This is a genomic window from Variovorax sp. FW305-3-2-15-B-LB1 (genome assembly GCF_058787635.1).
Genome location: NZ_JBYSZY010000036.1, coordinates 1 through 26,630, shown reverse-complemented (window position 1 = coordinate 26,630; position 26,630 = coordinate 1). Strand labels below are relative to the sequence as shown.

22 protein-coding genes and 1 pseudogene are annotated in these 26,630 nt (G+C 69.2%); 11 read left to right on the top strand and 12 right to left on the bottom strand.

Going from position 1 to position 26,630, the window contains the following annotated elements; all coding sequences use genetic code 11:
- The first annotated feature begins 4 nt into the window (after positions 1-4).
- The 7 genes from AC3WQR_RS20910 (at position 5) to AC3WQR_RS20880 (ending at position 8,951) form a co-directional block, all read left to right on the top strand.
- Positions 5-1,462: an N-acyl-D-amino-acid deacylase family protein gene (locus AC3WQR_RS20910; protein WP_492743369.1), complete on the top strand. Its 1,458-nt coding sequence runs from the start codon at positions 5-7 to the stop codon at positions 1,460-1,462.
- 234 nt (positions 1,463-1,696) lie between these two features.
- Complete coding sequence (locus AC3WQR_RS20905; protein WP_492743366.1) at positions 1,697-2,236, top strand: MarR family winged helix-turn-helix transcriptional regulator; 540 nt, start codon at positions 1,697-1,699, stop codon at positions 2,234-2,236.
- Positions 2,237-2,242: 6 nt separating this feature from the next.
- The gene (locus AC3WQR_RS20900) at positions 2,243-3,835 is read left to right on the top strand and encodes an ABC transporter substrate-binding protein (RefSeq protein ID WP_492743363.1); all 1,593 of its coding nucleotides are present in this window, start codon (positions 2,243-2,245) and stop codon (positions 3,833-3,835) included.
- 119 nt (positions 3,836-3,954) lie between these two features.
- Complete coding sequence (locus tag AC3WQR_RS20895) at positions 3,955-4,896, top strand: ABC transporter permease (RefSeq protein ID WP_070061794.1); 942 nt, start codon at positions 3,955-3,957, stop codon at positions 4,894-4,896.
- 21 nt (positions 4,897-4,917) lie between these two features.
- Positions 4,918-5,868, top strand: coding sequence for an ABC transporter permease (locus AC3WQR_RS20890; protein WP_070061793.1), 951 nt, complete (start codon positions 4,918-4,920; stop codon positions 5,866-5,868).
- 2 nt (positions 5,869-5,870) lie between these two features.
- Positions 5,871-7,502, top strand: coding sequence for a dipeptide ABC transporter ATP-binding protein (locus AC3WQR_RS20885; protein WP_095744274.1), 1,632 nt, complete (start codon positions 5,871-5,873; stop codon positions 7,500-7,502).
- 63 nt (positions 7,503-7,565) lie between these two features.
- A complete protein-coding gene (locus tag AC3WQR_RS20880) occupies positions 7,566-8,951 on the top strand; it encodes an amidase (RefSeq protein WP_492743360.1) in 1,386 nt (461 codons plus the stop codon).
- 19 nt (positions 8,952-8,970) lie between these two features.
- Here AC3WQR_RS20880 and AC3WQR_RS20875 read toward each other — a convergent pair whose 3' ends face one another.
- From AC3WQR_RS20875 to AC3WQR_RS20855, 5 genes are all read right to left on the bottom strand, one after another.
- Positions 8,971-9,189: a hypothetical protein gene (locus AC3WQR_RS20875; protein WP_062468907.1), complete on the bottom strand. Its 219-nt coding sequence runs from the start codon at positions 9,187-9,189 to the stop codon at positions 8,971-8,973.
- Positions 9,190-9,320: 131 nt separating this feature from the next.
- Positions 9,321-10,226: a ZIP family metal transporter gene (locus tag AC3WQR_RS20870; protein ID WP_139701903.1), complete on the bottom strand. Its 906-nt coding sequence runs from the start codon at positions 10,224-10,226 to the stop codon at positions 9,321-9,323.
- 112 nt (positions 10,227-10,338) lie between these two features.
- The gene (locus AC3WQR_RS20865) at positions 10,339-11,238 is read right to left on the bottom strand and encodes a dienelactone hydrolase family protein (protein ID WP_390345639.1); all 900 of its coding nucleotides are present in this window, start codon (positions 11,236-11,238) and stop codon (positions 10,339-10,341) included.
- 127 nt (positions 11,239-11,365) lie between these two features.
- On the bottom strand, positions 11,366-12,106 hold the full coding sequence (locus AC3WQR_RS20860) for an aspartate/glutamate racemase family protein (protein ID WP_307584776.1): 741 nt from the start codon (positions 12,104-12,106) through the stop codon (positions 11,366-11,368).
- Between the two features lie 29 nt (positions 12,107-12,135).
- Positions 12,136-13,026, bottom strand: coding sequence for a transporter substrate-binding domain-containing protein (locus tag AC3WQR_RS20855; RefSeq protein WP_492743358.1), 891 nt, complete (start codon positions 13,024-13,026; stop codon positions 12,136-12,138).
- A gap of 201 nt (positions 13,027-13,227) precedes the next feature.
- Between AC3WQR_RS20855 and AC3WQR_RS20850 the strand changes: the two genes are divergently transcribed.
- Positions 13,228-14,454, top strand: coding sequence for a D-amino acid dehydrogenase (locus tag AC3WQR_RS20850; protein WP_492743356.1), 1,227 nt, complete (start codon positions 13,228-13,230; stop codon positions 14,452-14,454).
- On the opposite strand, the gene AC3WQR_RS20845 is transcribed toward AC3WQR_RS20850, so the two are convergent.
- From AC3WQR_RS20845 to polA, 6 genes are all read right to left on the bottom strand, one after another.
- The gene (locus AC3WQR_RS20845; RefSeq protein WP_492743354.1) at positions 14,387-15,961 is read right to left on the bottom strand and encodes a PepSY domain-containing protein; all 1,575 of its coding nucleotides are present in this window, start codon (positions 15,959-15,961) and stop codon (positions 14,387-14,389) included. The two genes, AC3WQR_RS20850 and AC3WQR_RS20845, sit on opposite strands and share 68 nt — an antisense overlap.
- A gap of 17 nt (positions 15,962-15,978) precedes the next feature.
- Entirely contained in the window at positions 15,979-18,144 is a 2,166-nt protein-coding gene (locus tag AC3WQR_RS20840; RefSeq protein ID WP_492743352.1) for a TonB-dependent receptor, read from the bottom strand.
- Positions 18,145-18,261: 117 nt separating this feature from the next.
- The gene (locus AC3WQR_RS20835; protein WP_492743351.1) at positions 18,262-18,621 is read right to left on the bottom strand and encodes a hypothetical protein; all 360 of its coding nucleotides are present in this window, start codon (positions 18,619-18,621) and stop codon (positions 18,262-18,264) included.
- 41 nt (positions 18,622-18,662) lie between these two features.
- Positions 18,663-19,565 carry a LysR family transcriptional regulator gene (locus AC3WQR_RS20830; RefSeq protein WP_062468929.1) on the bottom strand — a complete coding sequence of 301 codons (903 nt, stop codon included), beginning with the start codon at positions 19,563-19,565 and terminating at the stop codon, positions 18,663-18,665.
- 22 nt (positions 19,566-19,587) lie between these two features.
- A complete protein-coding gene (locus AC3WQR_RS20825) occupies positions 19,588-20,874 on the bottom strand; it encodes a M20/M25/M40 family metallo-hydrolase (protein WP_492694549.1) in 1,287 nt (428 codons plus the stop codon).
- Positions 20,875-20,927: 53 nt separating this feature from the next.
- Positions 20,928-23,744: a DNA polymerase I gene (polA, locus tag AC3WQR_RS20820; RefSeq protein ID WP_492743349.1), complete on the bottom strand. Its 2,817-nt coding sequence runs from the start codon at positions 23,742-23,744 to the stop codon at positions 20,928-20,930.
- Positions 23,745-23,841: 97 nt separating this feature from the next.
- Here polA and AC3WQR_RS20815 point away from each other — a divergent pair, with 97 nt between their 5' ends.
- The 3 genes from AC3WQR_RS20815 to AC3WQR_RS20805 all read left to right on the top strand — a co-directional run bounded on the left by AC3WQR_RS20815 (position 23,842) and on the right by AC3WQR_RS20805 (position 26,341).
- Complete coding sequence (locus tag AC3WQR_RS20815) at positions 23,842-24,216, top strand: hypothetical protein (protein ID WP_062468938.1); 375 nt, start codon at positions 23,842-23,844, stop codon at positions 24,214-24,216.
- A gap of 73 nt (positions 24,217-24,289) precedes the next feature.
- Entirely contained in the window at positions 24,290-25,339 is a 1,050-nt protein-coding gene (locus AC3WQR_RS20810; protein ID WP_487850136.1) for a homoserine kinase, read from the top strand.
- Positions 25,340-25,510: 171 nt separating this feature from the next.
- Positions 25,511-26,341, top strand: coding sequence for a BPSS1780 family membrane protein (locus tag AC3WQR_RS20805; RefSeq protein ID WP_095744262.1), 831 nt, complete (start codon positions 25,511-25,513; stop codon positions 26,339-26,341).
- Between the two features lie 45 nt (positions 26,342-26,386).
- Here AC3WQR_RS20805 and AC3WQR_RS20800 read toward each other — a convergent pair.
- Positions 26,387-26,630, bottom strand: a pseudogene (locus tag AC3WQR_RS20800) (DNA helicase II); the annotation flags it as partial.

Below are 26,630 nucleotides of genomic sequence, written 5' to 3'. Positions count from 1 at the left end.
CCTCATGACCGACAAGACACCCCACTACGACCTCTTGATCCACGGCGGCACCGTGATCGACGGCACCAAGGCCCCGCGTTTCGACGCCGACGTGGGCATCGTCAACGGCCGCATCGCCGCCATCGGCAAGCTCGCGGGCCACACGGCCGACCAGACGCTCGACGCCACCGGCCGCATCGTCGCGCCGGGCTTCATCGACTCGCACACGCACGACGACCAGGCCGTGCTGTCGCATGCGCAGATGCCGTTCAAGGTGTCGCAGGGCGTGACCACGGTGGTCGCGGGCAACTGCGGCATCAGCGCCGCGCCGCTGCGCGCCGACATGGACCTGCCGATGCCGCTGAGCCTGCTCGAGACGCCGCCGGAAGACCGCTTCACGACCTTCGCGGCCTACCTCGACGCGCTGCGCGCCACGCCCTCGTCGGTCAACGTGGCGGCGATGGTCGGCCACTCGACGCTGCGCGCCGTGACCATGTCCGACCTCGACCGCCCCGCCACCGCGCAGGAGATCGCCGCCATGCAGGCGCTGGTCGAAGAAGCCATGCAGGCCGGCGCCATCGGCCTGTCGACCGGCACCTTCTACCCGCCGGCCGTGAAAGCGACGACCGAGGAGATCATCGAGGTCGGCCGCCCGCTCACGGTGCGCAAGGCGCTGTACGTGACGCACATGCGCGACGAAAGCGACCGCGTGATGGAGTCGCTCGAAGAAACCTTCCACATCGGCCGCGCGCTCGACATTCCCGTGGTGGTGTCGCACCACAAGGTGCAGAACACGCAGAACTTCGGCAAGACCAAAGTCACGCTGCCCTTCATCCAGGAAGCGATGAAGCACCAGTGCATCGGGCTCGACTGCTACCCGTACACCGCAGGCTCCACCATGATCCGCACTGACCGCGGGATGATGGACGGCCGCGTGCTCATCGCCTCCAGCGTGCCGCACCCCGAATGCGCGGGCCGCGACCTGAAGGACATCGCGGCCGAATGGGGTGTGTCGGGCGAAGAGGCCGCGCTGCGCCTGTCGCCCGGCAGCGCCATCTATTTCATGATGGACGAGGACGACGTGCAGCGCGTGCTCGCCTTCGACGAAACCATGATCGGCTCCGACGGCATCCCGCTGGGTGACAAGCCGCACCCGCGCCTGTGGGGCACCTTCCCGCGCGTGCTGGGGCACTACAGCCGCGACGTGGGGCTGTTCCCGCTGGAGACGGCGGTGTGGAAGATGACGGGGCTCACGGCGCGCAACTTCGGCCTGCACGAGCGCGGCGCGCTCAAGGTCGGGCACCACGCCGACGTGGTGGTCTTCAATGCCGCCACCGTGCGCGACACCGCGAACTACGAAACGCCGACCGAACCCGCCGAGGGCATCGACGCGGTGATCGTGAACGGCGCCGTCACCTGGCGCCACGGCGTGCACAGCGGTGCGCGCAACGGGCAGGTGATCGTGCGCCAGGACGCGGCCTGACAGCGCGCACCCCGGCGGCGCCTGCACGGCGCCCGCCTTCGCATCCTGGTGCATGCGCAGCACCGGATCGGTGAACACGCCGGGCCTCCCGGGCCCGGCTTTTCTTTCTCCCTTGCGCTCTTTCCCTCTGGCAGTGCGTGCCTAGGGGATTTCCCTCGGCAGCTGGCCCGGAGCTTGCGTAGTTTGTCCACATAGTTGAACATTTCAACTATTGAATACTTCTACCAACCCGCCATGCACGCCCCGCTTCGCCTGAAAGACGACTACCTCAACGTGCTGATCGACCTGGCGTCGCAGCGCACGCGCGACCGCGGCTCGCGCATCTACGAGATCGAGCTCGGCCTGTCGATTCGCGACGTGCGCCTGCTGCGCATGATCGGCGCCGAGCCCGGCATCACCATGGGGCAGCTGGTGCAGACCTGCGCCATCGAGAAGACGCTGGTCTCCAAACTGGTGAGTTCGCTGGTGCAGCGCGAGCTGGTCGAGCGCCAGATCGGCGCCGAGGACGCGCGGCAGATCCGCCTGTGCCTGAGCCCGGCCGGCATCGACATGGTGCTGCGCGCCGAGCCCATCGGGCATGAGATGGAAGCGCGCTTTCTCGACTGCCTGAGCGTCGCCGACATCGAGAACCTGCGCCGCATCATGCACAAGCTCATCGACGCCGAAGAAGGCTCGCGCGACATCTTCGAATTCCTGCTGGTGCAGCTGCGCGAAAGCAAGGAATCGGCCCCGTCTTCCTCTCCCTCGTCTTCCGCTCCCTCCCGAAAGAAGTAAGGCTCCATGGCAATCCACCTTTCACCGCGCCGCGTCGCGGCGGCTTCCCTGTCGGCGCTCGCTTTGTGCTTCGCCGCCACCGCGTCCGCCCAGACCGTGCTTCGCACCGTGCCCTCGTCGGATCTGAAGATCGTCGACCCGATCTGGACCACCGCCAACATCACGCGCAACCACGGCCTGATGATCTACGACACCCTCTTCGCGATGGACGAGAAGGGCGTCATCAAGCCGCAGATGGTCGACAAGTACAGCGCGAGCGCCGACAACAAGGTGTGGAACTTCACGCTGCGCCCGGGCCTGAAGTTCCACGACGGCGCGCCGGTCACCTCGCAGGACGTGATCGCCTCGCTGGCGCGCTGGGCCAAGCGCGACACGCTGGGCCAGAAGATGTACGAGGCGATGGACAGCATCGCCGCCGACGGCCCCAACGGCTTTCGCATGACGTTCAAGCAGCCCTTCGGCGTGGTGCTCGACGCACTCGGCAAGCCCAACCCGCTGGTGCCTTTCATCATGCCCAAGCGCGTGGCCGACACGCCCGCCGACAAGCAGATCGACGAGATGGTGGGCTCCGGCCCCTTCACGCTCGCCAAGGAAGACTTCCGCCCGGGCGACCGCGTCATCTACCGCAAGAACACCGCCTACGTGCCGCGCAAGGAGCCCGCCTCGGGCCTGGCCGGCGGCAAGGTGGTGCACGTCGACCGCGTCGAATGGGTGATGCTGCGCGACCCGCAGACGCAGGCCAATGCGCTGCTCAACGGCGAGGTCGACATGCTCGAGACCGTGCCATCTTCGGGCTACACGGGCATGCGCACCAACGACAAGATCGAGCTGGTCGACGTGATGCCGGCGGGCCCCTTCACAGTGCTCTACAACCACAAGGTGCCGCCCTTCAACAACCCGAAGGCGCGCAAGGCCGCGATGCTGGCCATCAACCAGGAAGCGATGCTGCGCGCGCAGGTCACCTTCCGCGACTTCTACAAGCCCTGCGCCTCGATCTACCTGTGCGGCTCGCTCTACGCGAGCGACAAGACAGGCTTCTACACCGGCAAGCCGCAGTTCGAAGAAGCGCGCAAGCTGCTCAAGGAGTCGGGCTACGACGGCAAGCCCGTGGTGATCCTGCTGCCGGGCGACGCGCCCGCGCTGAACAAACTGCCCGCGGTGTACGGCCAGCTGCTCAAGCAGGTGGGCTTCAACGTCGACGTGCAGACCACCGACTGGGCCACGCTCGTGACCCGGCGCGCCAAGAAGGACCTGCCCGAGAACGGCGGCTGGAACGCCTTCATCACCTTCTGGGGCGGCGTGGACGCGAGCAGCCCCATCGGCTACAGCCCGCTGACCGGCAACGGCGACCAGGGCTACTTCGGCTGGCCCGTGGTGCCCGAGCTCGAGGCGCTGAAGACCAAGTTCATCGCCACCGCCGACCTCGCGCAGCGCAAGGAGATCGCCACGCAGATCCAGCAGGTCGTGCTCGAGCACGGCGTGCTCGCACCGCTCGGCGAAGGCAAGGCGCCCACGGCCGTGCGCCGCGGCACCATCACCGGCCTGCTGCCGTCGCCAGCGGTGCTGTACTGGAACGTGCGCAAGACGCCCGCGCCGTAAGCCAGCCCCTCTCTCCCTTCTGATCGACACCCCTGACCGGCTGCGCCTTGCGCGGCAGCCGGGCGGGACTTCCTTTGCCCGCGCCACACGCCCGGCCCCTCGTCAAGGACCTGATTCACATGCTCCACTTCCTGTTGCGCCGCGGACTGGCCACCGCGCCCGTGCTCCTGATCGTGGCCGTCATCGTCTTCCTGCTGCTGCGCATGACGCCCGGCGACCCCGCGGCGGCCATTGCCGGCGACGCGGCCAGCGCGCAGGACATCGCGCGCATCCGCGCCCAGCTGGGCCTGGACGCATCGATCGTCACGCAGTTCGTGCACTGGCTCGGCCAGGTGCTGCGCGGCGACCTCGGCTACTCGTTCTTCTACCGGATGCGCGTGACCGACCTGATCGGCCAGCGCCTGGAGCCCACGCTCTCGGTGGCGGCGGTGACGGTGGTGCTCACGGTGCTGATCGCCGTGCCGCTGGGCGTGCTCGCGGCCTCGCGGCGCGGCGGCCGGCTCGACCGCTTCATCATGGGCGCCTCGGTGCTCGGCTTCTCGGTGCCGGTGTTCGTGGCCGGCTACGTGATGATCTGGCTGTTCTCGATGCAGCTCGGCTGGCTGCCCTCACAGGGCTACCAGCGCATCGGCGACGGCATCGGCCCGTGGCTGCGCCACCTGGCGCTGCCCTGCGTCACGCTGGCCGTGATGTACGCGGCACTCATCGCGCGGGTCACGCGCGCGGCGGTGTCGGAGGCGCTCACCGAAGACTACGTGCGCACCGCGCGCGCCAAGGGCATCGCCGAGTGGCGCATGCTGCTGCGCCACGCGCTGGCCAACGCGGCCGTGCCGATCGCCACCGTCATCGGCCTGAGCGTGGCGGGCCTGATCGGCGGCGTGGTGGTCACCGAGACGATCTACGCGATCCCCGGCCTGGGCCAGCTCACGGTGGACGCCGTGCTCTCGCGCGACTACCCGCTGATCCAGGCGATCACCCTCTTCTTCTCGCTCGTGTACGTGGTGGTCAACCTGCTGGTGGACCTGAGCTACCTGCTGCTCGATCCGCGCATCCGGTACTGACCTTCCTTCGAAAGCCCCGCCATGACTTCGATCTCCCTGCGCGACGACGCGCCTGCCTCTGCCGCGGTTCCGCCCGCCGCACCCCGGGCCCCGGCCCGCTCGCTGCTGCGCCGCCTGCTCGCCAACGGCGGCGTGCGCATCGGCGGCGTCCTGCTGGCCGCGATGCTGCTGCTGGCGGTGGCCGCGCCCTGGCTCGGCACCATCGACCCGAACGCGATGGACCCCGCGAACTCGCACCTGCCGCCCGGCGCGCGCGCCGAGTTCACCACGCTGGCGGGCGACAGCTTCGATCGCTTCTTCCCGCTGGGCACCGACAGCATGGGCCGCGACCTGTGGAGCCGCACGGCCTACGGCGCACGCATCTCGTTGTCGGTGGGCGTGGCGGTGGCGCTGGGCTCGGTCGCGTTCGGCCTCGTGGTGGGCATGGTGGCGGGCTACTTCCGGCGCCTGGACGGCGTGATCATGCGGGTGATGGACGGGATGATGGCCATCCCCGGCATCCTGTTCGCGATCGTGCTGGTGGCCGTGTGGCGGCCCAGCCTGCTCACGGTGATCCTGGCCATCGTGGTGCCCGAGACGCCGCGCGTGGCGCGGCTGGTGCGCTCGGTGGTGCTGTCGGTGCGCGAAGAGCCGTATGTGGAAGCGGCCGTCGCGCTCGACACGCCGACCTGGAAGTTGATGCTGCGCCACATCCTGCCCAACACGGTGGCGCCGCTGATCGTGCAGGGCACCTTCATCTGCGCGGCGGCGATGCTGGTGGAGGCGGTGATGTCCTTCCTGGGCATCGGCCTGCCGTCCGAAGTGCCGACCTGGGGGAACATCATGTCCGAAGGCCGCACGCACTTCACCTCGCATCCCTCGACCGTGCTGCTGCCCGGCCTGTTCCTGGCGCTCACGGTGCTGGCCGTGAACATGCTCGGCGACGGCCTGCGCGACGCACTCGATCCCAAGTTCAAGGCACGCGGAGGCTGAGCATGACATCCACCCCTTCCACAACGTCCGCCGCGCCCTGCCTCGTGGTGCGCGACCTCGCCATCGACCTGCCCGCCGGCGCCGACCGCGCGCACGCGGTGCACGGCATCTCGTTCGACGTGATGCCCGGCCAGGTCGTGTGCCTGCTGGGCGAATCGGGCTCCGGCAAGTCGGTCATCGCGCAGGCCGCGATGGGCCTGCTGCCCGCGTCGCTGCGGCCCTCGGCCGGGCGCATCGAGGTGCAGGGCGAGGACGTGCTCGCGGCCAGCCCGGCGCGGCTGCGCGCCCTGCGCGGCGCGCGCATGGCGATGGTGTTCCAGGAACCGATGACCGCGCTCAATCCGGTGATGCGCTGCGGCGCGCAGGTCGACGAGATCCTGGCCGAGCACACGACGCTGGGCGCCGCCGCGCGCCGCGCGCGCGTGCTGGCCATCTTCGAGCGCGTGCGGCTGCCCGAGCCCCAGCGCATCTACGACGCCTACCCGCACCAGCTCTCGGGCGGGCAGCGCCAGCGCATCGTGATCGCCATCGCGCTGATCCTGCGCCCGGCCCTGCTGATCTGCGACGAGCCCACCACCGCGCTCGACGTGACCACGCAGGCCGAGATCCTCGCGCTCATCCGCGAGATGCAGCAGGAGAACGGCACGGCCGTGCTGTTCATCACGCACGACTTCGGCGTGGTGGCGGACATCGCCGACCAGGTGGTGGTGCTCCAGTTGGGCCGGCAGGTCGAGAGCGGCCCGAAGGACGAAGTGCTGCGCCGCCCGAAGGAGGCCTACACGCGCATGCTGCTCGACGCCGTGCCGCGGCTGGCGCCCGTGCTGCGCGCGCCCATCGACGCCCAGGCGCCGCTGCTCGATGCGCGCGGCGTGGGCAAGGTCTACCGCACGGGCAGCTGGCCCGGCAAGCGCCGCACGGTGCATGCGGCGGCCGACGTGTCGCTGAAGCTGCATGCGGGCGAGACGGTCGGCATCGTGGGCGAATCGGGCTCGGGCAAGTCGACCGTGGCGCGCTGCATCGCGCGACTGATCGAGCCGACCGACGGCGACATCCGCGTGCCCGGCATCGAGGGCTCGCGCGGCGCGCAGCGCTCGGCGTTCCGGCGCATGGTGCAGGTCGTGTTCCAGGACCCGAACCGCTCGCTCAACCCGCGCCGCACGGTGGGCCAGTCGATCGTCGAGGGGCCGGTGAATTTCGGCGTGCCGCATGCCAAGGCCTGGCAGCGCGCGGAGGAGCTGATGGCGCTGGTGCGGCTGCAGCCCGAGGTGCTGCACCGCTACCCGAGCGAGTTCTCGGGCGGCCAGCGCCAGCGGCTGTGCATTGCGCGCGCGCTGGCCTGCGAGCCGCGCGTGCTGATCGCCGACGAAGCCGTGTCGGCGCTCGACGTGTCGGTGCAGGACCAGATCTTGAAGCTGCTCGCGGAGATCCAGCAGCGGCTGTCGATCGGCATCCTGTTCATCACCCACGACCTGCGCGTGGCCAGCCAGATCTGCGACCGCCTGATCGTGATGCACAAGGGCCGCATCGTCGAGCAAGGCAGCGCGCACGACGTGCTGCTGTCACCACGCGAGGCCTACACGCGCACGCTGCTGGCCGCGGCGCCGGGCCAGGGCTATGCGTTCGGGGGCGGCTGAGCGCCGTCCTCGTCCTCTCTTTCAACCCACCTTCATCCCACCACCCAAAGAAGAAACGAAGACATGACCACACCCCTGTACGAACTCAGTGCCCTCCAGTTGCTCGAACGCTACCGTGACCGCGCCTTGTCGCCGGTCGAGGTGACGCAGGCCGTGCTCGCGCGCATCGAGCGCTGGGAGCCGCACATCCACGCCACCTACGGGCTGGACGCCGAAGCCGCGCTCGCATCGGCGCGCGCCTCCGAGGCACGCTGGGCCCAGGGCAAGCCGCAGGGCGATCTCGACGGCGTGCCGGTCACGCTCAAGGAGAACATCGCCACGCGCGGCACGCCCACGCCGATCGGCAGCGCAGCGACCGTGCTGGCGCCCGCCGCAGCCGACGCCCCCGCCGCCGCACGCCTGCGCGAAGCCGGCGCGGTGATCGTGACCAAGACGACGATGCCCGATTTCGGCTTCTTGGGCGCGGCGCCCTCGAGCTTCCACGCGCTCACGCGCAACCCATGGGACCTGGGCCGCAACACCGGCGGCTCGAGCTCGGGCGCCGGCGCCGCTGCCGCCGCGGGCTACGGCCCGCTGCACCTGGGCACCGACATCGGCGGCTCGGTGCGCATTCCGGCCAGCTTCTGCGGCGTGTTCGGCCTCAAGCCCAGCCAGGGCCGCATCCCCGTCGACCCACCCGCCGCCGCGCGTGTGATCGGCCCCATGACGCGCACCGTGGCCGACGCCGCGCTCTTGATGCAGGTGGTGACGCGCCCCGACGCACGCGACTACATGAGCCTGCCGCCGAACGACTTCGCGTGGCAGCGGCTCGAGCGCAATGTGAAGGGCCTGCGCATCGGCCTGTGGACCGAGACCATGGGCGGCTGGCCGATCGATGCGGAAGTGGAAGAGGCCGTGCTGGCCGCGGCCCGCCTGTTCGAGCAGGCCGGTGCCATCGTCGAACCGCTGGCCGACTGGAGCACGCTGGACATGCGCATGGGCATGGCCCACTTCTTCACCATGCGCTGCCGCGTCGACCTGGCCGCGATGGCACCCGAACGCGCGAAGCTCGCGGCCGGCTACATCCACCAGGCGGCGGAGTTCGCCGCCTCGCTCACGCCCGAAGACACCTTCCGCGCCTTCACGCGCATGCAGGCGCTGCGCGCGGCCACCGTGGCGGCCACGCAGCACTTCGACTACGTGCTGTCGCCGGTGTCGCCGGTGCTGCCGTTCGCGGCGGACGCGATCAACAGCGGCTCGGAAAACCTGCTGAAGGACTCGCACTTCACGTCGGTGTTCAACCAGTCGGAACAGCCGGCCGCGTCGATCAACTGCGGCCATGCGAAAAATGGCCTGCCGATCGGCCTGCAGATCGCGGGGCGCCGCTTCGACGACCTGGGCGTGCTGCAGATGGCGCGCTTCTACGAATCGGTGCGTCCGGCACAGGCGCGCTGGCCCGAGCCGGCCTGACCGGGCTGGGTCAGGCGAATCAGTCCGGCGCGTTCATCACGCGGTCGAACTCTTCGTCGGCCGGCACGTTGTCGGCATCGAGCTCGCTGGCATCGGTGAGGTCGATGCCCGTTTCGTCCGACAGGTCGTCGGACGCATCGGCTTCGAGTTCATCGAAGTCGTCGGCAGGCGTGCTGTCGTCATCGTCGTCTTCGGACGACGAGGCGGAGCGCGCGGTGGCATCGGCTTGGGGCGTCATGATCGAATTCCTCGGCAGATGAGTAAACGGCCCTCTATGGTGCGCCTGTTTTGCCCCTTGCGGTGGATCGACGGGCTGACGTCGGTGTCGGAAAGTTTCCCGTCCCTCGAGGCCGCCCACACGCGCCGTCGTCAGTCTTTGTGGACGTGGCCGTGCTCGCCGTGTCCTTCATCATGGCCGTGTTCGTGGCCATGCTCGCCGTGCGCGAGCCGGCTCACGAGCGTGACCAGCAGGATGCCCGCTGCCAGCCACGCGATCTGCGCCGCGGTCTGGCGCGCGGGCAGGCGCTTTTGCAGCTGCGGAATCAGGTCGGCCAGCGCCACGTAGACGAAGCTGCTGCCCGCCAGCACCAGGAAGTACGGCAGCCAGCCATGCAGCTGGTCGACCAGCCACCAGCCCGCGATGCCGCCGAGCATGGTCATCGTGCCCGCAAGCGACACCTTCACCAGCGCCGCGCGCGAATTGGCCGAACTCTGGCGCAGCACCACGAGGTCGCCGATGTGGTGCGGCACTTCGTGCGCGAGCACGGCCAGCGCGGCCACGAGGCCCAGGCGGATGTCGGCCACGAAGGCCGAGGCGATCAGGATGCCGTCGCCGAAGCAGTGCACGCTGTCGCCGGTGAGCACGGCCCAGCCGCCGCCGCCCGTGGGGGGTGCATGGTGGTGATGAGCGTGCGAATGGTCGTGATGGTCGTGGCCGTGGTGATCGTGCGCGCCCTCTTTCGCCGGTGCGGCATCGCCATGGTGATGCTCATGCCCGTGGTGCCACAGCTCGGCCTTGTCGAGCAAAAAGAAGAACACCAACCCGAACAGCAGCACCGCGAACAGCAGCGCGGGTTCGATGCGGCTTTCGAAGGCCTCAGGCAGCAGGTGCATGAAGGCGGTGGCCAGCAGCGCGCCAGCCGCCAGGCTCAGCAGGTGCTGCGGGTTCACGCCGCCGCCACCGCTGCGCACGCCCACGCGCAGCAGCAGGGCCGCGAGCCAGACGCTACCGATGCCGGCGACCAGGGTCGCCACGAGAATTACTATCAAATTCATAGCTGCTTGCGCAAGAGGGACGGCCGTTATGACCTTGTTCCGTTCATAAAAAGAGAAAGGCCGTCACTTCGGACGGCCTTCGGCGGCGGGTGGCTACGGGCGCCGTCTTCGGTCAGGCGACACCATTGGCTTTGAACCAGGCCGTGGCACGCTGCCAGCCGTCTTCCGCGGCGCTCTTGAGGTAGCTGGGGCGGTAGTCGGCGTGGAACGCGTGGCCTGCTTCGGGGTACACGACGAAGCTCGATGCCTTGGCCGCTGCAGTTCCAGTGGCCAGAGCAGCTTTCATCTTATCAACCGTGTCAAGGGGGATGCCCTGGTCTTTTCCGCCGTACAGGCCGAGCACCGGCGCCTGCAGGCTGGCGGCGATGTCGACGGGGTGCTTGGGCTGCAATTCGCTGGCCTGCCCGACCAGCCGGCCGTACCAGGCCACGCCGGCCTTGACCTTGCCGGTGGCCGCATACAGCCACACGATGCGCCCGCCCCAGCAGAAACCGGTGATGCCGGCCTTGCTCGTGTCGCCGCCGTTGGCCTTGGCCCAGGCCAGCGCGCCGTCGAGGTCGGCCATGACCTGCGCGTCGGGCACCTTGGTGACGATGTCGGCCTGCAGCTTGGGAATGTCGGTGTAGCCGCGCGGATCGCCCTGGCGCGCGTACAGCTCGGGCGCGATGGCCAGGTAGCCCAGCTCGGCGAAGCGGCGGCAGGTGTCGGCGATGTACTCGTGCACGCCGAAGATTTCCTGGATCACCAGCACCACGGGCAGCCCGGTCTTGCCGGCCGGTGCCGCGGCATAGGCGGGCACCCCGAAGCCGTTGACGGTGTACTTGATGGGGCCGGCCTTCAGGCCGTCGGCCGGGGTGGCGATGGCCGTCTGCGCGGCCACCGGCAGCACGGCGGCGGCGTAGCCGACACCGAGGGCGGCCTTGAGCGCGGTGCGGCGCGTGGCCCCCTGCTCGGTGCTGTCGCCGGGGCGCAGCGAATCGAATTCGGAACGGTTGTCGTCGAAGGAGGTCATGCAAGGGCTCCGGTTGAATCGTCTGACAAGGGGGTGTGGCGTAGAAAAACGCACGCCGCAATGTAGGCGAAATCGGGCCGGGCCGTGTGACCGGACCGTAAAGCAGCCGGGCCGCTTCGGGCTGCGGTCAGGTGCCGTAGGCCCGCCGTGCCAGCGCCTCGGCCAGCACCTGGGCCGGATCGACGAGGCGCAGCCCCGCCACCGCGGCCGAGCCCTGCAGGCCCAGCGGCACCTCGGTGCAGCCCATGATGATCGTGACCGGGCCGTGCCGCTCGGCCAGCCGCAGCGCGACCTCGGAGAAGCAGCGTTCGGCCAGCGGCAGGTTGCCGGCCTTCACGCCGTCGAAGATGCCGCGCATGATGGTCTGGCGCTCGTCGGCCGACGGCACATGGCAGCCCAGGCCGGCCTCGGCCAGCGCCTGCTCGTACAGCCGCACGCGGTAGGTGCCCTCGGTGGCCATCAGCGCCACCTCGCTCGCGCCCTGCGCGGCCAGGTGCTGCGCGGTTTCGCGCGCCATGTGCAGCAGCTCGACCTGCGGAAAGCGCTCCTGCAGGTTGGCATGCCACGCATGCGCGGTGTTGCAGGCGATGGCCACGGCGCGGCTGCCCAGCGCGGCCAGCCGGCCCAGCGCCTGCAGCATCGGTTCGAGCGGCTGGTGCGCGCCCTGCGCATCGGAGGCCAGCGCGCCGGTGCGGTCGGGCACCGGCACCTGCGCCAGCCAGTGCTCGGGAAAGGACTGGTCGCGCACCGGCTCGCCACGCGCACGCATCTGCTGCGCGCAGGCCTGCACGAAGAGCCGGACGAAGTCGGCGCCCGCCGCGGGGCCCATGCCCCCGAGGATGCCGACGACCTGTGTGGCTGCGACCATGTCTTTTCTCTTTCGCTCTCTCTGTGCGATCAGGTCGCTGGTTTGTCGCTGAAGGCCTTGAGGTTCTCTTTCAGCTGGTCGCTCATCGGCAGGTTCAGCGGCACGTTCTTCGGCGGGATCGGCTGCATGAACCACTTGGCGTAGAGCTTCTCGAACTCGCCGCTCTTCATCATGGCGGTGAAGGTGTCGTCCACCAGCTTCTTGAAGGCCGGGTCGTCCTTGGGCAGCATGCAGGCGTAGGGCTCGACCTGCAGCGACTCGCCCACCACTTCGTAGTCGGCCGGGTTCTTCGAGTTGGCGATGAGGCCGAACAGCAGGATGTCGTCCATGGCGAAGGCCACGGCGCGGTCGCTCTCGACCAGCAGGAACGCGTCGGCGTGGTCCTTGCCGAGCACGATGTTCATGTCGAGGTTCTTCTCGGTGTTGTACTTGCGCATGACCAGCGCGTTGGTGGTGCCGGTGGTGCTGGCCACGGTCTTCTTGGCCAGGTCGGCGTAGTCCTTGATCTTGGAGGACTTTTTCGTCAGCAGGCGCGTGCCCGTGTAGAAGTGGTTCACCGCAAAGGCCACGTCCTTGCCGCGCGCGGTGTTGTTGGTGGTGGAGCCGCACTCCAGGTCGATGGTGCCGTTGGTGATCAGCGGGATGCGGTTCTGCGAGGTGACCGCCATCAGCGAGACCTGCAGGTTGGGCTTGTTCAACTTCTTCTTCACCGCCTCGACCACGGCGTTGGAGAGTTCCACCGAGAACCCGATCGGCTTGTTGGGGCCGTCCAGGTAGCTGAAGGGCACCGACGACTCGCGGTAGGCGAGCGAGATCTTGCCGGACTCGGCGATCTTGGCGAGCGTGTCGGCAGCTTGTGCGGCCGGTGCAGTGAAGAGGACCGCGGCAGCCAGGGACGCCATCAAAACGGAGAGTTTCATTCGAGCCTTCATCGGTTGGATTGAACAGACAGCCAGTGTAAGAAGGAGTGACACATCGGGACAATTCCAATTAACCCCGGGGTCATGCCCAAAGGTTATGGGCTGGGTTCTTTTGGCATTTCCGGGCACGGCGAGGGGCCTCTACAGTCGCACGCTGTCTCTTCTGTTCCCTTTTTTCTTCACTTCCGGAAAGTTGCCTCCATGCATGTGTGCGTGCTCGGCGCCGGCATCGTGGGCCTGGCGACCGCCTGGCAACTCGAGCGCCAGGGCCACCAGGTCACGGTGATCGACCGCGCGGCGCCCGGCGCGGGCGCCAGCGGCGGCAACGGCGCGCAGCTGAGCTACTCGTACGTGCAGCCGCTGGCCGATCCGTCGATCTGGACGCAGCTGCCCAAGCTGCTGTTCTCCCCCACCTCGCCGCTGAAGCTGCGCCCGCAGCTCGACCCGCTGCAATGGCGCTGGGGCCTGGCCTTCCTGGCCGCGTGCAACGCCGCGACCTCGCGCGACACCACCGCGCAGCTGCTCGCGCTGGCGGCCGCGAGCCGCACCGGCTTCGAGGCCATGCAGGCCGACATCGCGCCCGACTGCGACTTCTCCGCCACCGGCAAGCTGGTGCTCTATGCGAGCGCCGCCTCGCTGGCCGGTGCGCGCACGCAAGTCGAACTGCAGCGCACGCTGGGCAGCGAGCAGCGCATCGTCACACCCGACGAGTGCGTGGCCATCGAGCCCGCGCTCGCGGACTACCGCGGCCAGATGGCGGGCGCGGTCCACACTCCGAGCGAGTGCGCGGCCGACTGCCTCAAGGTGTGCGCCGAGCTGATGCGCGCACTGAGCGCGCGCGGCGTGCGCTTCATGCTCGGTGCCGACGTGCACGGCTTCGCGCGCAGCGAGGGCCGTGTCGCCGCCGTGCAGACCAGTGAAGGCAACATCGAAGCCGATGCCTTCGTGATGGCACTCGGCTCGGCCTCGCACAAGCTGGGTCGCGCGCTCGGCGCCTACCTGCCGGTGTATCCGCTCAAGGGCTACAGCATCACGGTCGACGTCGACCCCGCCCCCGGCGCGGCGCCGCGCGTGAACGTGACCGACAGCGCGCGCAAGGTCGTCTTCGCGCGCATCGGCTCGCGCCTGCGCGTGGCCGGCATGGCCGAGCTCGTGGGGCACGACGCGAGCATTCCCGCCACGCGCATCGAGACGCTGGCCGACGCCACGCGCGCCGTGTTCCCGCGCGCGAGCCGGCTGGCCGAGCTGCACCCCTGGACCGGCATGCGCCCGGCCACGCCGAAGGGCCTGCCGATCATCGGGCGGCTGCCGCACGCGCCGTCGAACATGCTGTTCAACACCGGCCACGGCGCGCTGGGGTTCACGCTGGCCTTCGGCTCGGCGCAGCGGATCGCGCAGGCGCTGGACGCGGCCCCGCCGCACGCTTGAGCTTGCGGCCCAGGCGCCGCCAGCCGATCACCACGCCGGTCAGGCTCAGCAGCGCACCGCCCGCGCTGAGCGCGACCAGCAGCACGTCCCACAGCGGGCGGTGTTCGAGCAGCGGCAGCCAGTCCCAGCTGTGCAGCATCGCGAACAGCCAGCGGCTCCACCGGCGCGTGCTGTCGCTGCGGCCGAGCACGGCGCCGGTCTGCGGATCGATGTGGACCCAGGTGGCGTGCGCGTCGGCGAACACAACCCGCCAGACGGGCAGCGGCTTCTCGCCGCCGCCGGTCATGGTGTGCGCTTCGCGCGTGTAGTAGTGGCTGTCGTAGGCGGTGAGCACGTCGATGCGTGCGACCGGATCAGGCAGCAGCTGCGCGACGGCGCTGCGCAGCGCCTCCGGGTCGATCTGCCGAGGCTGTGCGCTGGCCGCGTCGCGCACCAGCGGCCGGCCGTTGGCGGTGCTGGCCAGCACCAGCGTCTGCCCCGCCGCGCGCACCCAGCGCAGTTCGCGGATGTCGCCACGCGTGGAAGCCAGCAATGCAGCGGGCGCCGCATCGCCAGCGTTCACCACGAGCGGCCCGCCCTGCATCGCCGCCATGCGCAATGCCGGCGCACCGCTGTCGAACACGCGCCAGGGGTTCATCGACATCAGCCCGCTGAAGATCCACGTCAGCGTGACGAGCGCGAACAGCAGCCCGCTGATGTGATGCCAGCGCATCATGAAGCCCTGGTACGGCGAATGCGAGCCGCTCTTGTAGGTGCGCCGGAAGCGCCAGCGCATCACGCCCACCACGGTACCGGTGAGCGTGACGGCGATGCCGACGATCGACAGCCAGTTGACGATGTCGGCCCAGTAGCGGTCCAGGCCCGTGCCGCGCAGCGGGTACAGCCAATGGATCCACGCACCGGCGTAGTTCCACAGCCGCTCGGCACGCGGTGCGTCGCGCACCACCTCGCCGGTGCGGCCCGAGATGTACAGCCGCGTGGCCTGCGCATCGGCCAGGTCGACCACATGCAGCGGGCGGTGCGCGTCGAGCCCGCGCGAATGGGTGAAGGCGTCTTCGTCGATGGTGCCCCGGTACCTGAGCACCACGCCCTCGCCCCCATAGGCCTGCGCGCTCACGAGCGCGCGGGCGCGGTCGACCTGGCGCAGCACGGCGCCGGTCTGCGCATCGACGACGACCACGCCGCGCCCCGGTGGCGATCGGCGCGCGCCGGGTTCTGCCGCGCTCGCCGGCACCGCGAGGTACACCGCCTGCCCGCCGCTGGCCACGGCCAGCCGCAGGTCCTGCAACGGCCCCGCGATACCGGCCGCATCGAGTGCCTGCCGCGGCCCCAGCAAGGGCGCCTTTGCATCGAGCGGCGGCAGGTGCTGCAGACGCTCGGCCTCGGTGAGCTTGGGGTAGCCCACGTACATCATCACCACGCCCGAGACGAACCACATCGCGAAGAAGGCGCAGACGACCACACCGAGCCAGCGGTGGACCAGGAACAACCAACGTTTCGCATGCATGACGGCGCTCCTTCGGTTCAGAAGCTCACGCGCACCGACACGTCGGCCGTGCGCGGCGCGCCGAGGTAGGCGAAGCCGGCGCCGACGTTCGCGGCGTACACGCGGTCGGTCGCGTTGCGCACGCGCCCCACCAGCGTGACGTTGCGGTTTGCCTGCCAGCTCAGCCCGAGGTCGAGCAGCGTGTAGCCGGGCCAGTGCATCGTGTTGGCCGCATCGGCGTACACCTTGCCCACATGCCGCACGCCCGCCGTGGCCTGCAGGCGCGGCGTGATGGCGTACGACACCCAGAGGTTCGCGACCACCGCCGGCGTGTTGGTCGGCGTGCGGCCCGCGAGCGACACGCCGCCCTGGCGGAACTGCTCGTAGCGCGCATCGACGTACGTGAGGTTGCCCTGCAGCGACCACTGCGGCGTGGGCTGCAGCCCGAGCGCCAGCTCCACGCCCTTGGACGACTGCTCGCCGACGAGCACCGTGAGCGCGCTGTTGGCCGGGTCCTGCGTCGCGATGTTGGTGCGGCGGATGCTGTAGGCCGCAAGCGTGGCCGTGCCCTTGCCCTGCCAGAAATCGAGCTTGGTGCCGACCTCGACCTGCCGGCCCGTGGTGAGCTCGCTGTTGTTGCGCACGTCGGCGAACGAGGCGGTCGAGAGCACGCCCGACGGCGGGTCGGCCGCCGTGGCGTACTGCGCGTACAGGTTGGCGCCGGGCGCGATGTCCCACACCAGGCCGATGCGGCCGGTGGTGGGTTGGTAGCCGCGATGGAAGGTGGCCGGGTTCGCCGCATCCACGGTGCGGCGGTTGACCAGGTCGAGGTCGATGCGCTCGTGGCGCAGCGCCGTCACGAGGTGCAGCGACGGCTGCAGCGCGGTGCGGTTCTCCAGGTACAGCGCGGTGGTCCGCACCTTGTTGTCGCGGTCGGGGCGAAAACCGGGCGTCATGCCCGGCACGTCGAAGAAGCGCTCGGTGGCAAAGACGTACGGGTTCACCGTGCTCACGGTGCCGGGCAGGCTGTTGGGAAAGCGCGTCTGCCGGTTCACGCTGAAGTCCAGCCCGAAGGACCAGTCGCTCTTCAGCTCGCCGATCTGCCCCTTGTAAAGGCCCTCGACGCGGTTGCCCCACACGTCCTGGTCGTGCCGCTGCAGCAAGGCGCCCGAGCGGATGACGGCCGTGTTGCGCGCGTTGTAGCGGTAGTTCTCGACGTTGCGGTAGTCGCGCAGCGCGTCGTAGGCATAGAAGGTGTTCTTGAACTGCAGCGCGTCGCTGGCCTGCCATTCGGTGACCGAGCGCAGCCACTGCACGCGCTGCGCGTAGAGGCCGTCGGCACTGTTGTAGTTCTTGAAGCGCGTGCCGCGGTCGATGCGCATCTCGCCGCCCGCCGGGTTCAGCACCGGCGTGCCCCAGTAGGGCCGCGTGACGTCTTCGTCCTGGTATTCGTAGGCCAGCGTGTGCTTCAGGCCGCCGCCGAAGTCCGACAGCAGCGAGGCCGCGAGCTGCGTCGATTGGCTCTTGGTGCCGTCGGTCCAGCCGTGGGCGTCGCGGTGGTTCACGTCGATGCGCGCGTAGTGGCTGCCCGCGCCGCCGTCGCCGGCGATGCGGCGGTTCAGGCCGAAGGAGGCCTCTTTCAGGTTCTGCGTGCCCAGGCGCAGCTGCGCTTCGGCGAAGTCGCTGCGCTCGGGCGCCTTGGTGATGTAGTTGATCGACCCGCCCAGCGCGCCCGAGCCGAACAGGAAGCTCGACGGGCCGCCGATGGCCTCGACGCGGTCGTAGATCCAGCTGTCGACCGGGCGCGCCGCGATCGAATACTGCAGGTTGATGCCGTTGAACAGCTGCGCGATCGAGCCACTGCCAAAGCCACGGTAGCTCACGCCGACGTTGCCGGGCGCGTCGTGCGCGGTCACGCCGGGCACGGCGCGCAGCGCCTCCTGCGTGTTCTGCGCGCCGCGCGCATCGAGCACCGCGCGGTTCACCACCGTGACGGAAGCCGGCGTCTCGCGCGGCGTGAGGCCCAGGCGGCTCGCGGTGTCGGCGGGCGTGTCGAGGTCGAGCCGGCCGTTGGGGCGCGGGGCGTCGTCGGCCACCTCGATCAAAGGCAGTGAAGACACGGTGGTCTGGGCTTGGACAGGCGAACTGACGGCGCCGAACAGGGCAAGCAGCCCCAAAGCGGGGGCACGGGAAAGGGTGGGCATGGCATCTCTCTTGCGACGACGCTGGCGAAAACAATGAGGCGCAGCGCCGGCCGCACAACGACCGGGAACGCACCGCGCGGCCCGTTCAGGCGGCGTCAGGTGCAGGAACGACGAAGCTCAGGAGAGATGCGTGGGCGGCCCGCGCGCCGGCAGCGGCGAGGCCGTGGCTGCCGCGAGGCGGGCAGCAGGAATCGATTGCAGCGCGCGGCCCAGCGGCAGCGGCGTGGGCAGCGTCACCTGCACGGTGGCAGGCGGCGGCCCGGAGACCATGCACAGCGGGCAGTCCATGGCCGCCATGCCGACTTCGGTGACGCCGTCGTCGCCCTGCACGATGAGCTTGACGGTGCCCGCGGCGGAACACACGAGCTCCATCGCCTGCGGGTTCACGAGCGGCGACGCGCCCGCGACCAGCAGCGACGCCATGAACCACGCCAGCACCAGGCGGTGCATTGCGCAGAAGGTTCGAAGGGCGTGCATGGGCGCGGATTATGGCGCGAGGCGAATGCCCCGCATCTTTCTCAGGCGGTCTGCTCGATCGCTTCGCGCATGCAGCGCGTGATGCCGCGCACGGCCACCGAGTCGGGCCGACCTGCGAAGCGCAGCGCGCGCACCGGCACGGGAATGTGCGGCTCCAGGGTCAGCACGTCGACCTTGGCACGGTCGGCCGAGCGCGCCGTGCAGCCGTCGACCAGCGCCACGCCCAGCCCGTGGTGCGCCATGGCCAGCGCGGCGTGGTAGGTCTGCACCGTGACCACGGCCTGCTGGAAACCCACGCCCGCCTGCCGGCAGGCCTGGCTCAGGCTGGTGCCGACCGGGTCGCGGCCGTCCAGGCCGATCACCGGGCGGTCGATGAGGTCGTGCAGCGCCACCGAGCCGTTGCGCACCAGCGCGCGCGGCAGCATGCCCTTGGGCGCCACGCACACCATGCGGCTGTCGGCCAGCGTCTCCTGCGTGAGCGAGGGATGCACTGCGGGGCTGAAGGCAAAGCCAACATCGGCCTCCTGCAGCAGCAGCGCCGACATGATCTGCGGCGAGTGCAGCGACTCGACCGTGATCGCGTAGCCCGGATGCATCTCGCGAAAGGCCTTGAGCGCGCGCGGCAGGATTTCGTAGCTCAGCGCGAGCACGCTGAGGATGCGCAGCTCGCCCGTGTCGTTGCCCGCGCGCAGGTTCGCCGCCAGCCGCTGCACCTCGTCGAGCTGCGCAAACAGCCGCTCGATGTGCGGGTACAGCGTGAGCGCCTCGGTGGTCGGCGTGAGCCGCCCCTTGGCGCGCTGGAACAGCGGAAAGCCCAGCTGCAGCTCGGCATGCTGCAACGTGCGGCTCACGGCCGGCTGCGTGATGTTGATGAGCCGCGCGGCCGCGCTCACGCTGCCCGCGAGCATGATCGCGTTGAAGACCTCGATGTGGCGCAGCCGCATGGCCGACAGCGGTCGGTGGCGGTCAGCGAACGGTGGTCTTGCCGGTGGCGATGTCCATCACCATGCGCACGCCGAGGTACAGGCGCGGCTCGATGGAGTCGATCAGCACGTACTCCGCGTCGGCCGTGTGCGCGCCGAAGCCTTGCAGGCCGAAGCGCTCGATGACCGGCGCCTTGGTCTTGAGCGAGGCGAACGCCGCGTCGGTGCCGCCACCGGCGGCCTTGTCGTCGGCGCCCAGCGGGCGGCCCAGCTCGTCCTTGTAGATGGCCTGCGCGTGCTTGGCCAGCGCGCGCGACGCGTCGGTGGCCTCGAGCGGCGGACGGCGGCGTTCGAACTTCAGCTCGACCTTGGCGTCGGGCACCAGCTGCTTCTTCACGCGCTCGTTCACCTGCTGCTCGATGCGGTCGTAGTCGGCCACCTTGAGCACGCGCACGTCGGCGCCCGCCGTGGCGCTGGCGGGGATCACGTTGCGGTTGGTGCCCGACTTGGAGATGGTCCAGTTCATCTTCAGACCCGTGGCCGGGTCGGACAGGTCGCGCATCTGCAAGATTTGATGCGACAGCTCGTACAGCGCGTTCACGCCCAGCTCGGGTGCGGAGCCCGCGTGCGAGGCCTTGCCCGCCACGTTCAGCGTGACCGAGGCGATGCCCGCGGTGGCCAGCGAGAGCTTGTCGTCCTTGATGGAGGCGCCCTCGAACGACAGCACGGCGTCGTGCTCGCCGCCCAGCTTGGTGAGCAAGGCGCGCGAACCGGGCGAGCTGATTTCCTCGTCGCCGTTGATCAGCACGGTGAGCGTGCCGTAGTCCTTGAACTTCAGCGCCTGCAGCATCGACACCAGGTGCGTGATGACGGCCACACCCTGCTTGTCGTCGGCAATGCCCAGGCCGTAGGCCTTGTCGCCGTCGACGCGGAACGGCTGCTTGTTGAGCATGCCCACGGTGTAGACCGTGTCCATGTGCGCGATGAGCATGATCTTCTTGGTGCCCGTGCCCTTGAAGGTGGCGCGCACCACGCGGCCGATCTTCTCGGGCGTGTCTTCCATGCGGTAGGCGTCGGCGCTCGGGTCGATGAGCTCCACTTCGCCGCCCAGCGCCTTGAACTTCGCGGCGATGAGGTCGGAGATTTTCTCGAGGCCTTCGATGTCGCGGCTGCCCGACTCGATGGAGACCAACTCCTTCAGCGTCTCGAGCAGGGCGGGCTTTTCCTTGGCGGCCAGTGCGGCGATGCGGGCATCGGGGGCAGCGGAAGCGGTGCCGAGGAAGGCCGCGCAGACGGCGGCGAGCAGGAAGGTGCGGGGCTGGAGTTTCATGGGCGTGTTTCTTCTTTCTGTCGTTTGTCTCTTGGGGATCGTGCGAAGGAGGATCAGTGGGCCTTGTCCCAGTTGGGCCCGACGCCGATCTCGGCGAGCAGCGGCACCTTGAGCGCCGCCACGCCGGCCATCAGGCGCGGGATTTCGGTGCGCACCCATTCGACCTCGGCCTCGGGCACTTCGAACACCAGTTCGTCGTGCACCTGCATGATCATCTTGGTGGCGCGCTTCTCTTCGTCAAGCACGTTCTGTACCTTGACCATGCTGAGCTTGATGAGGTCGGCCGCCGTGCCCTGCATCGGCGCGTTGATGGCCTGGCGCTCGGCCGCCTTCTTGCGGGGGCCGTTGCCGCCGTTGATCTCGCTCAGGTAGAGGCGCCGGCCGAACACGGTCTCGACATAGGTGTGCTCGCGCGCGAACTCCACGATCTGGTCCATGTAGGTCTTCACGCCCGGGTAGCGCGCAAAGTAGCGATCGATGTACGAGGCCGCGGCCTTGGTCTCGATGCCCAGGTTCTTCGCCAGGCCGAAGCTGCTCATGCCGTAGATGAGCCCGAAGTTGATGACCTTGGCATAGCGGCGCTGCTCACTCGACACCTGGTCGGGCGTGGTGCCGAACACCTCGGCGGCCGTGGCACGGTGCACGTCGACGCCGTCGGTGAAGGCGCGCAGCAGCGACTCGTCACCGCTGATGTGGGCCATGATGCGCAGCTCGATCTGCGAGTAGTCGGCGCTGGCGATCACGCTGCCCGCCGGTGCCACGAAGGCCTCGCGCACGCGGCGGCCTTCGGGCGTGCGGATCGGGATGTTCTGCAGGTTGGGGTCGTTGCTGCTCAGGCGGCCCGTGACGGCCACCGCCTGCGCATAGTGCGTGTGCACGCGGCCGGTGCGCGGGTTGGCCAGCTGGCCCAGCTTGTCGGTGTAGGTGCCCTTGAGCTTCGAGAGGCCGCGGTGCTCGAGGATCTTGGCGGGCAGCGAATAGTCTTCGGCCAGCTTCTCGAGCACTTCTTCGTCGGTACTGGGCGCGCCGCTCGGCGTCTTCTTGACCACGGGCAGGCCCAGCTTGGTGAAGAAGATTTCGCCGATCTGCTTGGGCGAACCGAGGTTGAAGGGCTGGCCCGCGATGTCGTAGGCCTCCTGCTCCAGCGCCATGATGCGCGTGCCCAGGTCGTGGCTCTGCGCGGCCAGCGTGGGCGCGTCGATCAGCACGCCGTTGCGCTCGATGCGGTACAGCGCCTCGCTCGAATCCATTTCGAGCTGGTAGATGAAGCCCAGCTTCTCTTCCTTCTGCAGCAGGGGCCACAGCGTGCGGTGCACGTCGAGCGTCTGGTCGCTGTCTTCGCACGAGTATTCGGCGGCCTTGGCGATGTCGACCTGGCTGAACGGAATCTGGTGCGCGCCCTTGCCGCACAGGTCTTCGTACGAGATGCCGCTGCGCCCCAGGTGGCGCTCGGCCAGGGACGACAGGCCGTGCGGTTTGTTCACTTCGAGCACGTAGCTTTGCAGCATGGTGTCGTGCGCGTAGCCCTGCACCTCGATGCCATGGTTGGCAAACACGTGGCGGTCGTACTTGATGTGCTGGCCGAGCTTCTTCTTGTCGGCGTTCTCGAGCCAGGGCTTGAGCCTGGCAAGCACCTCGTCGATCGGCAGCTGCGCGGGCGCGTCGGGGTAGTTGTGCGTGAGCGGAATGTAGGCCGCTTCGCCCGGCGTGACGCTGAAGCTGATGCCGACGATCTGCGCGACCATTTCGTCGAGCGAGGTGGTCTCGGTGTCGATGGCCGTGAGTTCGGCGGCCTCGAGCTTGGCGAGCCAGGCGTCGAACTGCGCCCATTCCATGATGGTGTCGTACTTGAGGTTGCTCGCGGGCGCGGCGGCCTCTTGCGCGTCCAGCTCGGAGGGCTCGTCGAACAGGCCGCCCTGATCGCGGTCGGCCTTGGACGCGGCCTTCTTCTTCGCGTTCTCTTCGATCAGCTCGGGCGGCACCTCTTGGGCTTCGAGCGACTTCACCAGGCTCTTGAAACCGAACTTCTCGTAGAAGGGCTTCAGCTCGGCGGTCTGCGGCGCACCAACGGGCAGGCCTTCGAGCGAGGGCAGGCCTTCGACATGGCCGTTCAGGTCGCAATCAGTGCGGATGGTGACGAGGCGTTTGCTCAGCGGCAGCTTGTCGAGCGCCTGGCGCAGGTTCTCGCCGGCGGCGCCCTTCACTTCGGCGGCGCGTTCGACCAGCGCATCGAGCGAGCCGTATTCGAGCAGCCACTTGGCGGCCGTCTTGGGGCCGACCTTGGGCACGCCCGGCACGTTGTCGACCGTGTCGCCGATGAGCGTCTGGTAGTCGACCATGAGGCTGGGCGGCACGCCGAACTCGGCCGTCACGCCGGCGATGTCGCGCTTCTTGCCGTTCATCGTGTCGATGATGGTGATGTGCTCGTCGACCAGCTGGCTCAGGTCCTTGTCGCCGCTGGACACGATCACCTCGACGCCCTGCGCGGCCGCCACCTTGGCGAGCGTGCCGATCACGTCGTCGGCCTCGACCTCGGGCACGGTGATCACCGGCCAGCCCAGCAGCCTGACCACTTCGTGGATGGGGTCGATCTGGCTGCGCAGGTCGTCGGGCATCGGCGAGCGGTTGGCCTTGTACTCGGGGTACCAGTCGTCGCGGAAGGTCTTGCCGGGGGCGTCGAAGATGCAGGCCGCGTAGTCGGCGCGCACCTCGCGGCGCAGCGCGGTCATCATGTTGATCATGCCCCGGATCGCCCCGGTGGCCGGGCTCTTGGGGTCGCCGGGCACGGCGCGCAGATCGGGCATCGCGTGGAAGGCCCGGTACAGGTAGCTCGAGCCATCGACGAGCAGCAGCGTTTTCTTGTCGGTCATCGGGGCATTTTGCCGTGCCCGGACCGGCGTCCGGAACGACACCAGGGTCGGCTGGCGGCCGACACGCCGCCAGCGGGTGCACGCCTACAATCCGTGCATGCCTAGCTCCCCACTCCTGGTCGCCCGCCGCATCCTGCTGGCGCTGGCTTTCGCCACCCCCGTTGCCGCCCTCGCGCAGGCGCCGGCCGCGCCCGCCGCCAAGCCGGCCCCGGCGGAACCGCTACAAAATCAGGAGCAGGCCGACGGCCGACGCAACCAGAAGGTCGAGCACATCCACACGGAAGACAGCGGCGCCTCGGTCGACGAGGTGCGCTACGGCGGCCGCACGCAGAGCATCAACGTCAAGCCCAAGTCGAACATGCCCGGTTACGAAGTGCTGCCCAACGACGGCGGCAGCGCCCGCCCCGGCACGACCGGCGACGCGAACAGCGGCGGCAACGGCCCGCGTGTCTGGAACGTGCTGAAGTTCTGACCGTGACGTCGCCGTTCTCCTTCCCGCCCTCCCTCTTTTCTCCCGCAGCCGCCGTCCGGCGCTGAGCATCGCCATGGCAGTTTTTACCGAAGTTCAGTTCGGCGAGGCAGACGCGCTCGTCCAGCGCCTTGGCATGGGCGCCCTGCGCGAGCTGCGCGGCATCGAGGGCGGCATCGAGAACACCAACTACTTCGCCACCACCGAGTCGGGCGAATTCGTGCTGACGCTGTTCGAGCGCCTGAGCGCCGAGCAGCTGCCGTACTACCTTTGCCTGATGAAGCACCTGGCCGGTGCCGGCCTGCCGGTGCCCGCGCCCGTGGCCGATCCGGCCGTGGCGCCGCCGACCGGCCATGCGCTGTCGATTCCCGCGCAGGCGCCCTGCGAGCTGCTGCACCGCGTGGCCGGCAAGCCCGCGGCGCTGGTGCAGAAGCTGTCGGGCCGCAGCGAGCTGGCCCCCACGGCCGCCCACTGCGCCGAACTGGGCGCCATGCTGGCCCGCATGCACCTGGCCGGGCGCGACTACCCGCGCATCCAGCCCAATCTGCGCGGCCTGCCCTGGTGGAACGAAACCGCCCCGGTGGTGCTGCCCCACATGGACGAGGCGCAGTCCGCGCTGCTGCGCGCCGAGCTGGCCTACCAGAACCACGTCGCCGAATCGTCGGCCTACGCGGCGCTGCCGCGCGGCCCGGTGCATGCCGACATGTTCCGCGACAACGTGATGTTCGCGACCGGCGGCGAGCCCGATGCGCCGCCGCGCCTCACGGGCGTGTTCGACTTCTACTTCGCCGGCACCGACACCTGGCTGTTCGACCTGGCCGTGTGCCTGAACGACTGGGCCATCGACCTGGCCAGCGGCCGGCACGACGCCGCCCGCGCCGACGCCCTGCTCGCCGCGTATGAGAGCGTGCGCAGGTTGAACACCTCCGAGCGCGCCCTGCTGCCCGCGATGCTGCGCGCCGCCGCGCTGCGCTTCTGGATCTCGCGCCTGTGGGACTTCCACCTGCCGCGCGAGGCCAGCATGCTCAAGCCCCACGACCCGACGCACTTCGAGCGCGTGCTGCGCGAGCGCGCCACCCACCCGCACGCCATCGCCCACGTCCTCGAGCCGGCGCTGGCAGCCTAAAGAAGGTGTGACCGAACCCGCCATGCCCGCTCATCCCGCCCAGACACACCCACTCTGCGTTGCAAATGCTCGCCATAGCCCAAGCTATGGCTGCGCTTTGCGCCTTGATTGGGCGCGTCTGGGCGGCCTGCTCGGCCACGCCGGATTCATTCACACCTTCTGACCCCCCACATGAAACTCCACCTCGTGCCGGCGCGCACCGGCTTCGACTGGGTCCGCCTCGGACTCAAGACCTTCTGGCGCCAGCCGCTGGCCTTCATCTCGCTGTTCTTCCTGCTGATGGCGATGATCTCGACGGTGTCGATGCTGCCGCTGCTCGGCAGCGTGCTCGCCCCGATCCTGCTGCCCTTCATGACGCTCGGCCTGATGGTCGCGACCTCGGTGGCCGCAACCGACAACGCCGATGGCCTGGGCAACGCGGGCGATCTGGGCCGCCCCACGGGCTCGGCCATGTTCATCGCGGTGTTCGACGCCATGCGCACCGAATGGCGCTCGCTGGTGGTGCTGGGCGTGATCTCGGCCGTGTACTTCGTGCTGGCCGTCACGCTGACGGCGCTGGTCGACGGCGGCCAGCTCATGCGCGCCTACCTGTTCGACGAGGTGGTGACGCCCGAGGTCATGAAGAGCAGCGAGTTCCTCACGGCGCGCACGCTGTTGATGTGCCTGAACCTGCCGCTGTCGCTGGCCATGTGGCATGCGCCGGCGCTGGTGCACTGGCACCGCGTGGAGCCGGTGAAGAGCGTCTTCTTCAGCATCGTCGCGCTGTTCCGCAACTTCGGCGCCTACGCGCTGTTCGGCCTGGCGTGGTTCGGCGTGTTCATGCTCGCGGGCATCGCCATCGGCCTGCTCGCCACCGTGCTGATCGGCGTCGGCGCCATGGGCTCCGACGGCGCGGCCCTGGCGATCGGCAACATCCTGATGATCGGCACCGCGCTGGTGCTGGCGGCCATGTCGCTGGCCTCGACCTGGTTCACGTTCCGCGACAGCTTCGACGCGAACTGAGCGGGCATCGCCCGCTGCCCTTTCGGGCAAGCGGGACCGCCGGCCTCAGACCGGCGTGAGCTTCGCCACCGACAGCGCCAGCCACTTCACGCCGTGGCGCGCGAACTTCACCTGCGCCCGCGCATCGTCGCCGGTGCCTTCGAGCGCGGTCACCGTGCCCTCGCCGAACTTGTTGTGGAACACCTGCATGCCTGAGCGCAGGCCGTGCGACGGCGCGGTCTTCTGCGGTGGCACGGGTGGGCTGGCGAAGGTGTCCTTGCTCGCGCTGCCACCGCCCCCGCCGTAGCGG

Coding starts and splice junctions, on each gene's coding strand:
- AC3WQR_RS20910 (WP_492743369.1), top strand. CDS start 5: ATGACCGACAAGACACCCCACTACGACCTCTTGATCCACGGCGGCACC.
- AC3WQR_RS20905 (WP_492743366.1), top strand. CDS start 1,697: ATGCACGCCCCGCTTCGCCTGAAAGACGACTACCTCAACGTGCTGATC.
- AC3WQR_RS20900 (WP_492743363.1), top strand. CDS start 2,243: ATGGCAATCCACCTTTCACCGCGCCGCGTCGCGGCGGCTTCCCTGTCG.
- AC3WQR_RS20895 (WP_070061794.1), top strand. CDS start 3,955: ATGCTCCACTTCCTGTTGCGCCGCGGACTGGCCACCGCGCCCGTGCTC.
- AC3WQR_RS20890 (WP_070061793.1), top strand. CDS start 4,918: ATGACTTCGATCTCCCTGCGCGACGACGCGCCTGCCTCTGCCGCGGTT.
- AC3WQR_RS20885 (WP_095744274.1), top strand. CDS start 5,871: ATGACATCCACCCCTTCCACAACGTCCGCCGCGCCCTGCCTCGTGGTG.
- AC3WQR_RS20880 (WP_492743360.1), top strand. CDS start 7,566: ATGACCACACCCCTGTACGAACTCAGTGCCCTCCAGTTGCTCGAACGC.
- AC3WQR_RS20875 (WP_062468907.1), bottom strand. CDS start 9,189: ATGACGCCCCAAGCCGATGCCACCGCGCGCTCCGCCTCGTCGTCCGAA.
- AC3WQR_RS20870 (WP_139701903.1), bottom strand. CDS start 10,226: ATGAATTTGATAGTAATTCTCGTGGCGACCCTGGTCGCCGGCATCGGT.
- AC3WQR_RS20865 (WP_390345639.1), bottom strand. CDS start 11,238: ATGACCTCCTTCGACGACAACCGTTCCGAATTCGATTCGCTGCGCCCC.
- AC3WQR_RS20860 (WP_307584776.1), bottom strand. CDS start 12,106: ATGGTCGCAGCCACACAGGTCGTCGGCATCCTCGGGGGCATGGGCCCC.
- AC3WQR_RS20855 (WP_492743358.1), bottom strand. CDS start 13,026: ATGAAACTCTCCGTTTTGATGGCGTCCCTGGCTGCCGCGGTCCTCTTC.
- AC3WQR_RS20850 (WP_492743356.1), top strand. CDS start 13,228: ATGCATGTGTGCGTGCTCGGCGCCGGCATCGTGGGCCTGGCGACCGCC.
- AC3WQR_RS20845 (WP_492743354.1), bottom strand. CDS start 15,961: ATGCATGCGAAACGTTGGTTGTTCCTGGTCCACCGCTGGCTCGGTGTG.
- AC3WQR_RS20840 (WP_492743352.1), bottom strand. CDS start 18,144: ATGCCCACCCTTTCCCGTGCCCCCGCTTTGGGGCTGCTTGCCCTGTTC.
- AC3WQR_RS20835 (WP_492743351.1), bottom strand. CDS start 18,621: ATGCACGCCCTTCGAACCTTCTGCGCAATGCACCGCCTGGTGCTGGCG.
- AC3WQR_RS20830 (WP_062468929.1), bottom strand. CDS start 19,565: ATGCGGCTGCGCCACATCGAGGTCTTCAACGCGATCATGCTCGCGGGC.
- AC3WQR_RS20825 (WP_492694549.1), bottom strand. CDS start 20,874: ATGAAACTCCAGCCCCGCACCTTCCTGCTCGCCGCCGTCTGCGCGGCC.
- polA (WP_492743349.1), bottom strand. CDS start 23,744: ATGACCGACAAGAAAACGCTGCTGCTCGTCGATGGCTCGAGCTACCTG.
- AC3WQR_RS20815 (WP_062468938.1), top strand. CDS start 23,842: ATGCCTAGCTCCCCACTCCTGGTCGCCCGCCGCATCCTGCTGGCGCTG.
- AC3WQR_RS20810 (WP_487850136.1), top strand. CDS start 24,290: ATGGCAGTTTTTACCGAAGTTCAGTTCGGCGAGGCAGACGCGCTCGTC.
- AC3WQR_RS20805 (WP_095744262.1), top strand. CDS start 25,511: ATGAAACTCCACCTCGTGCCGGCGCGCACCGGCTTCGACTGGGTCCGC.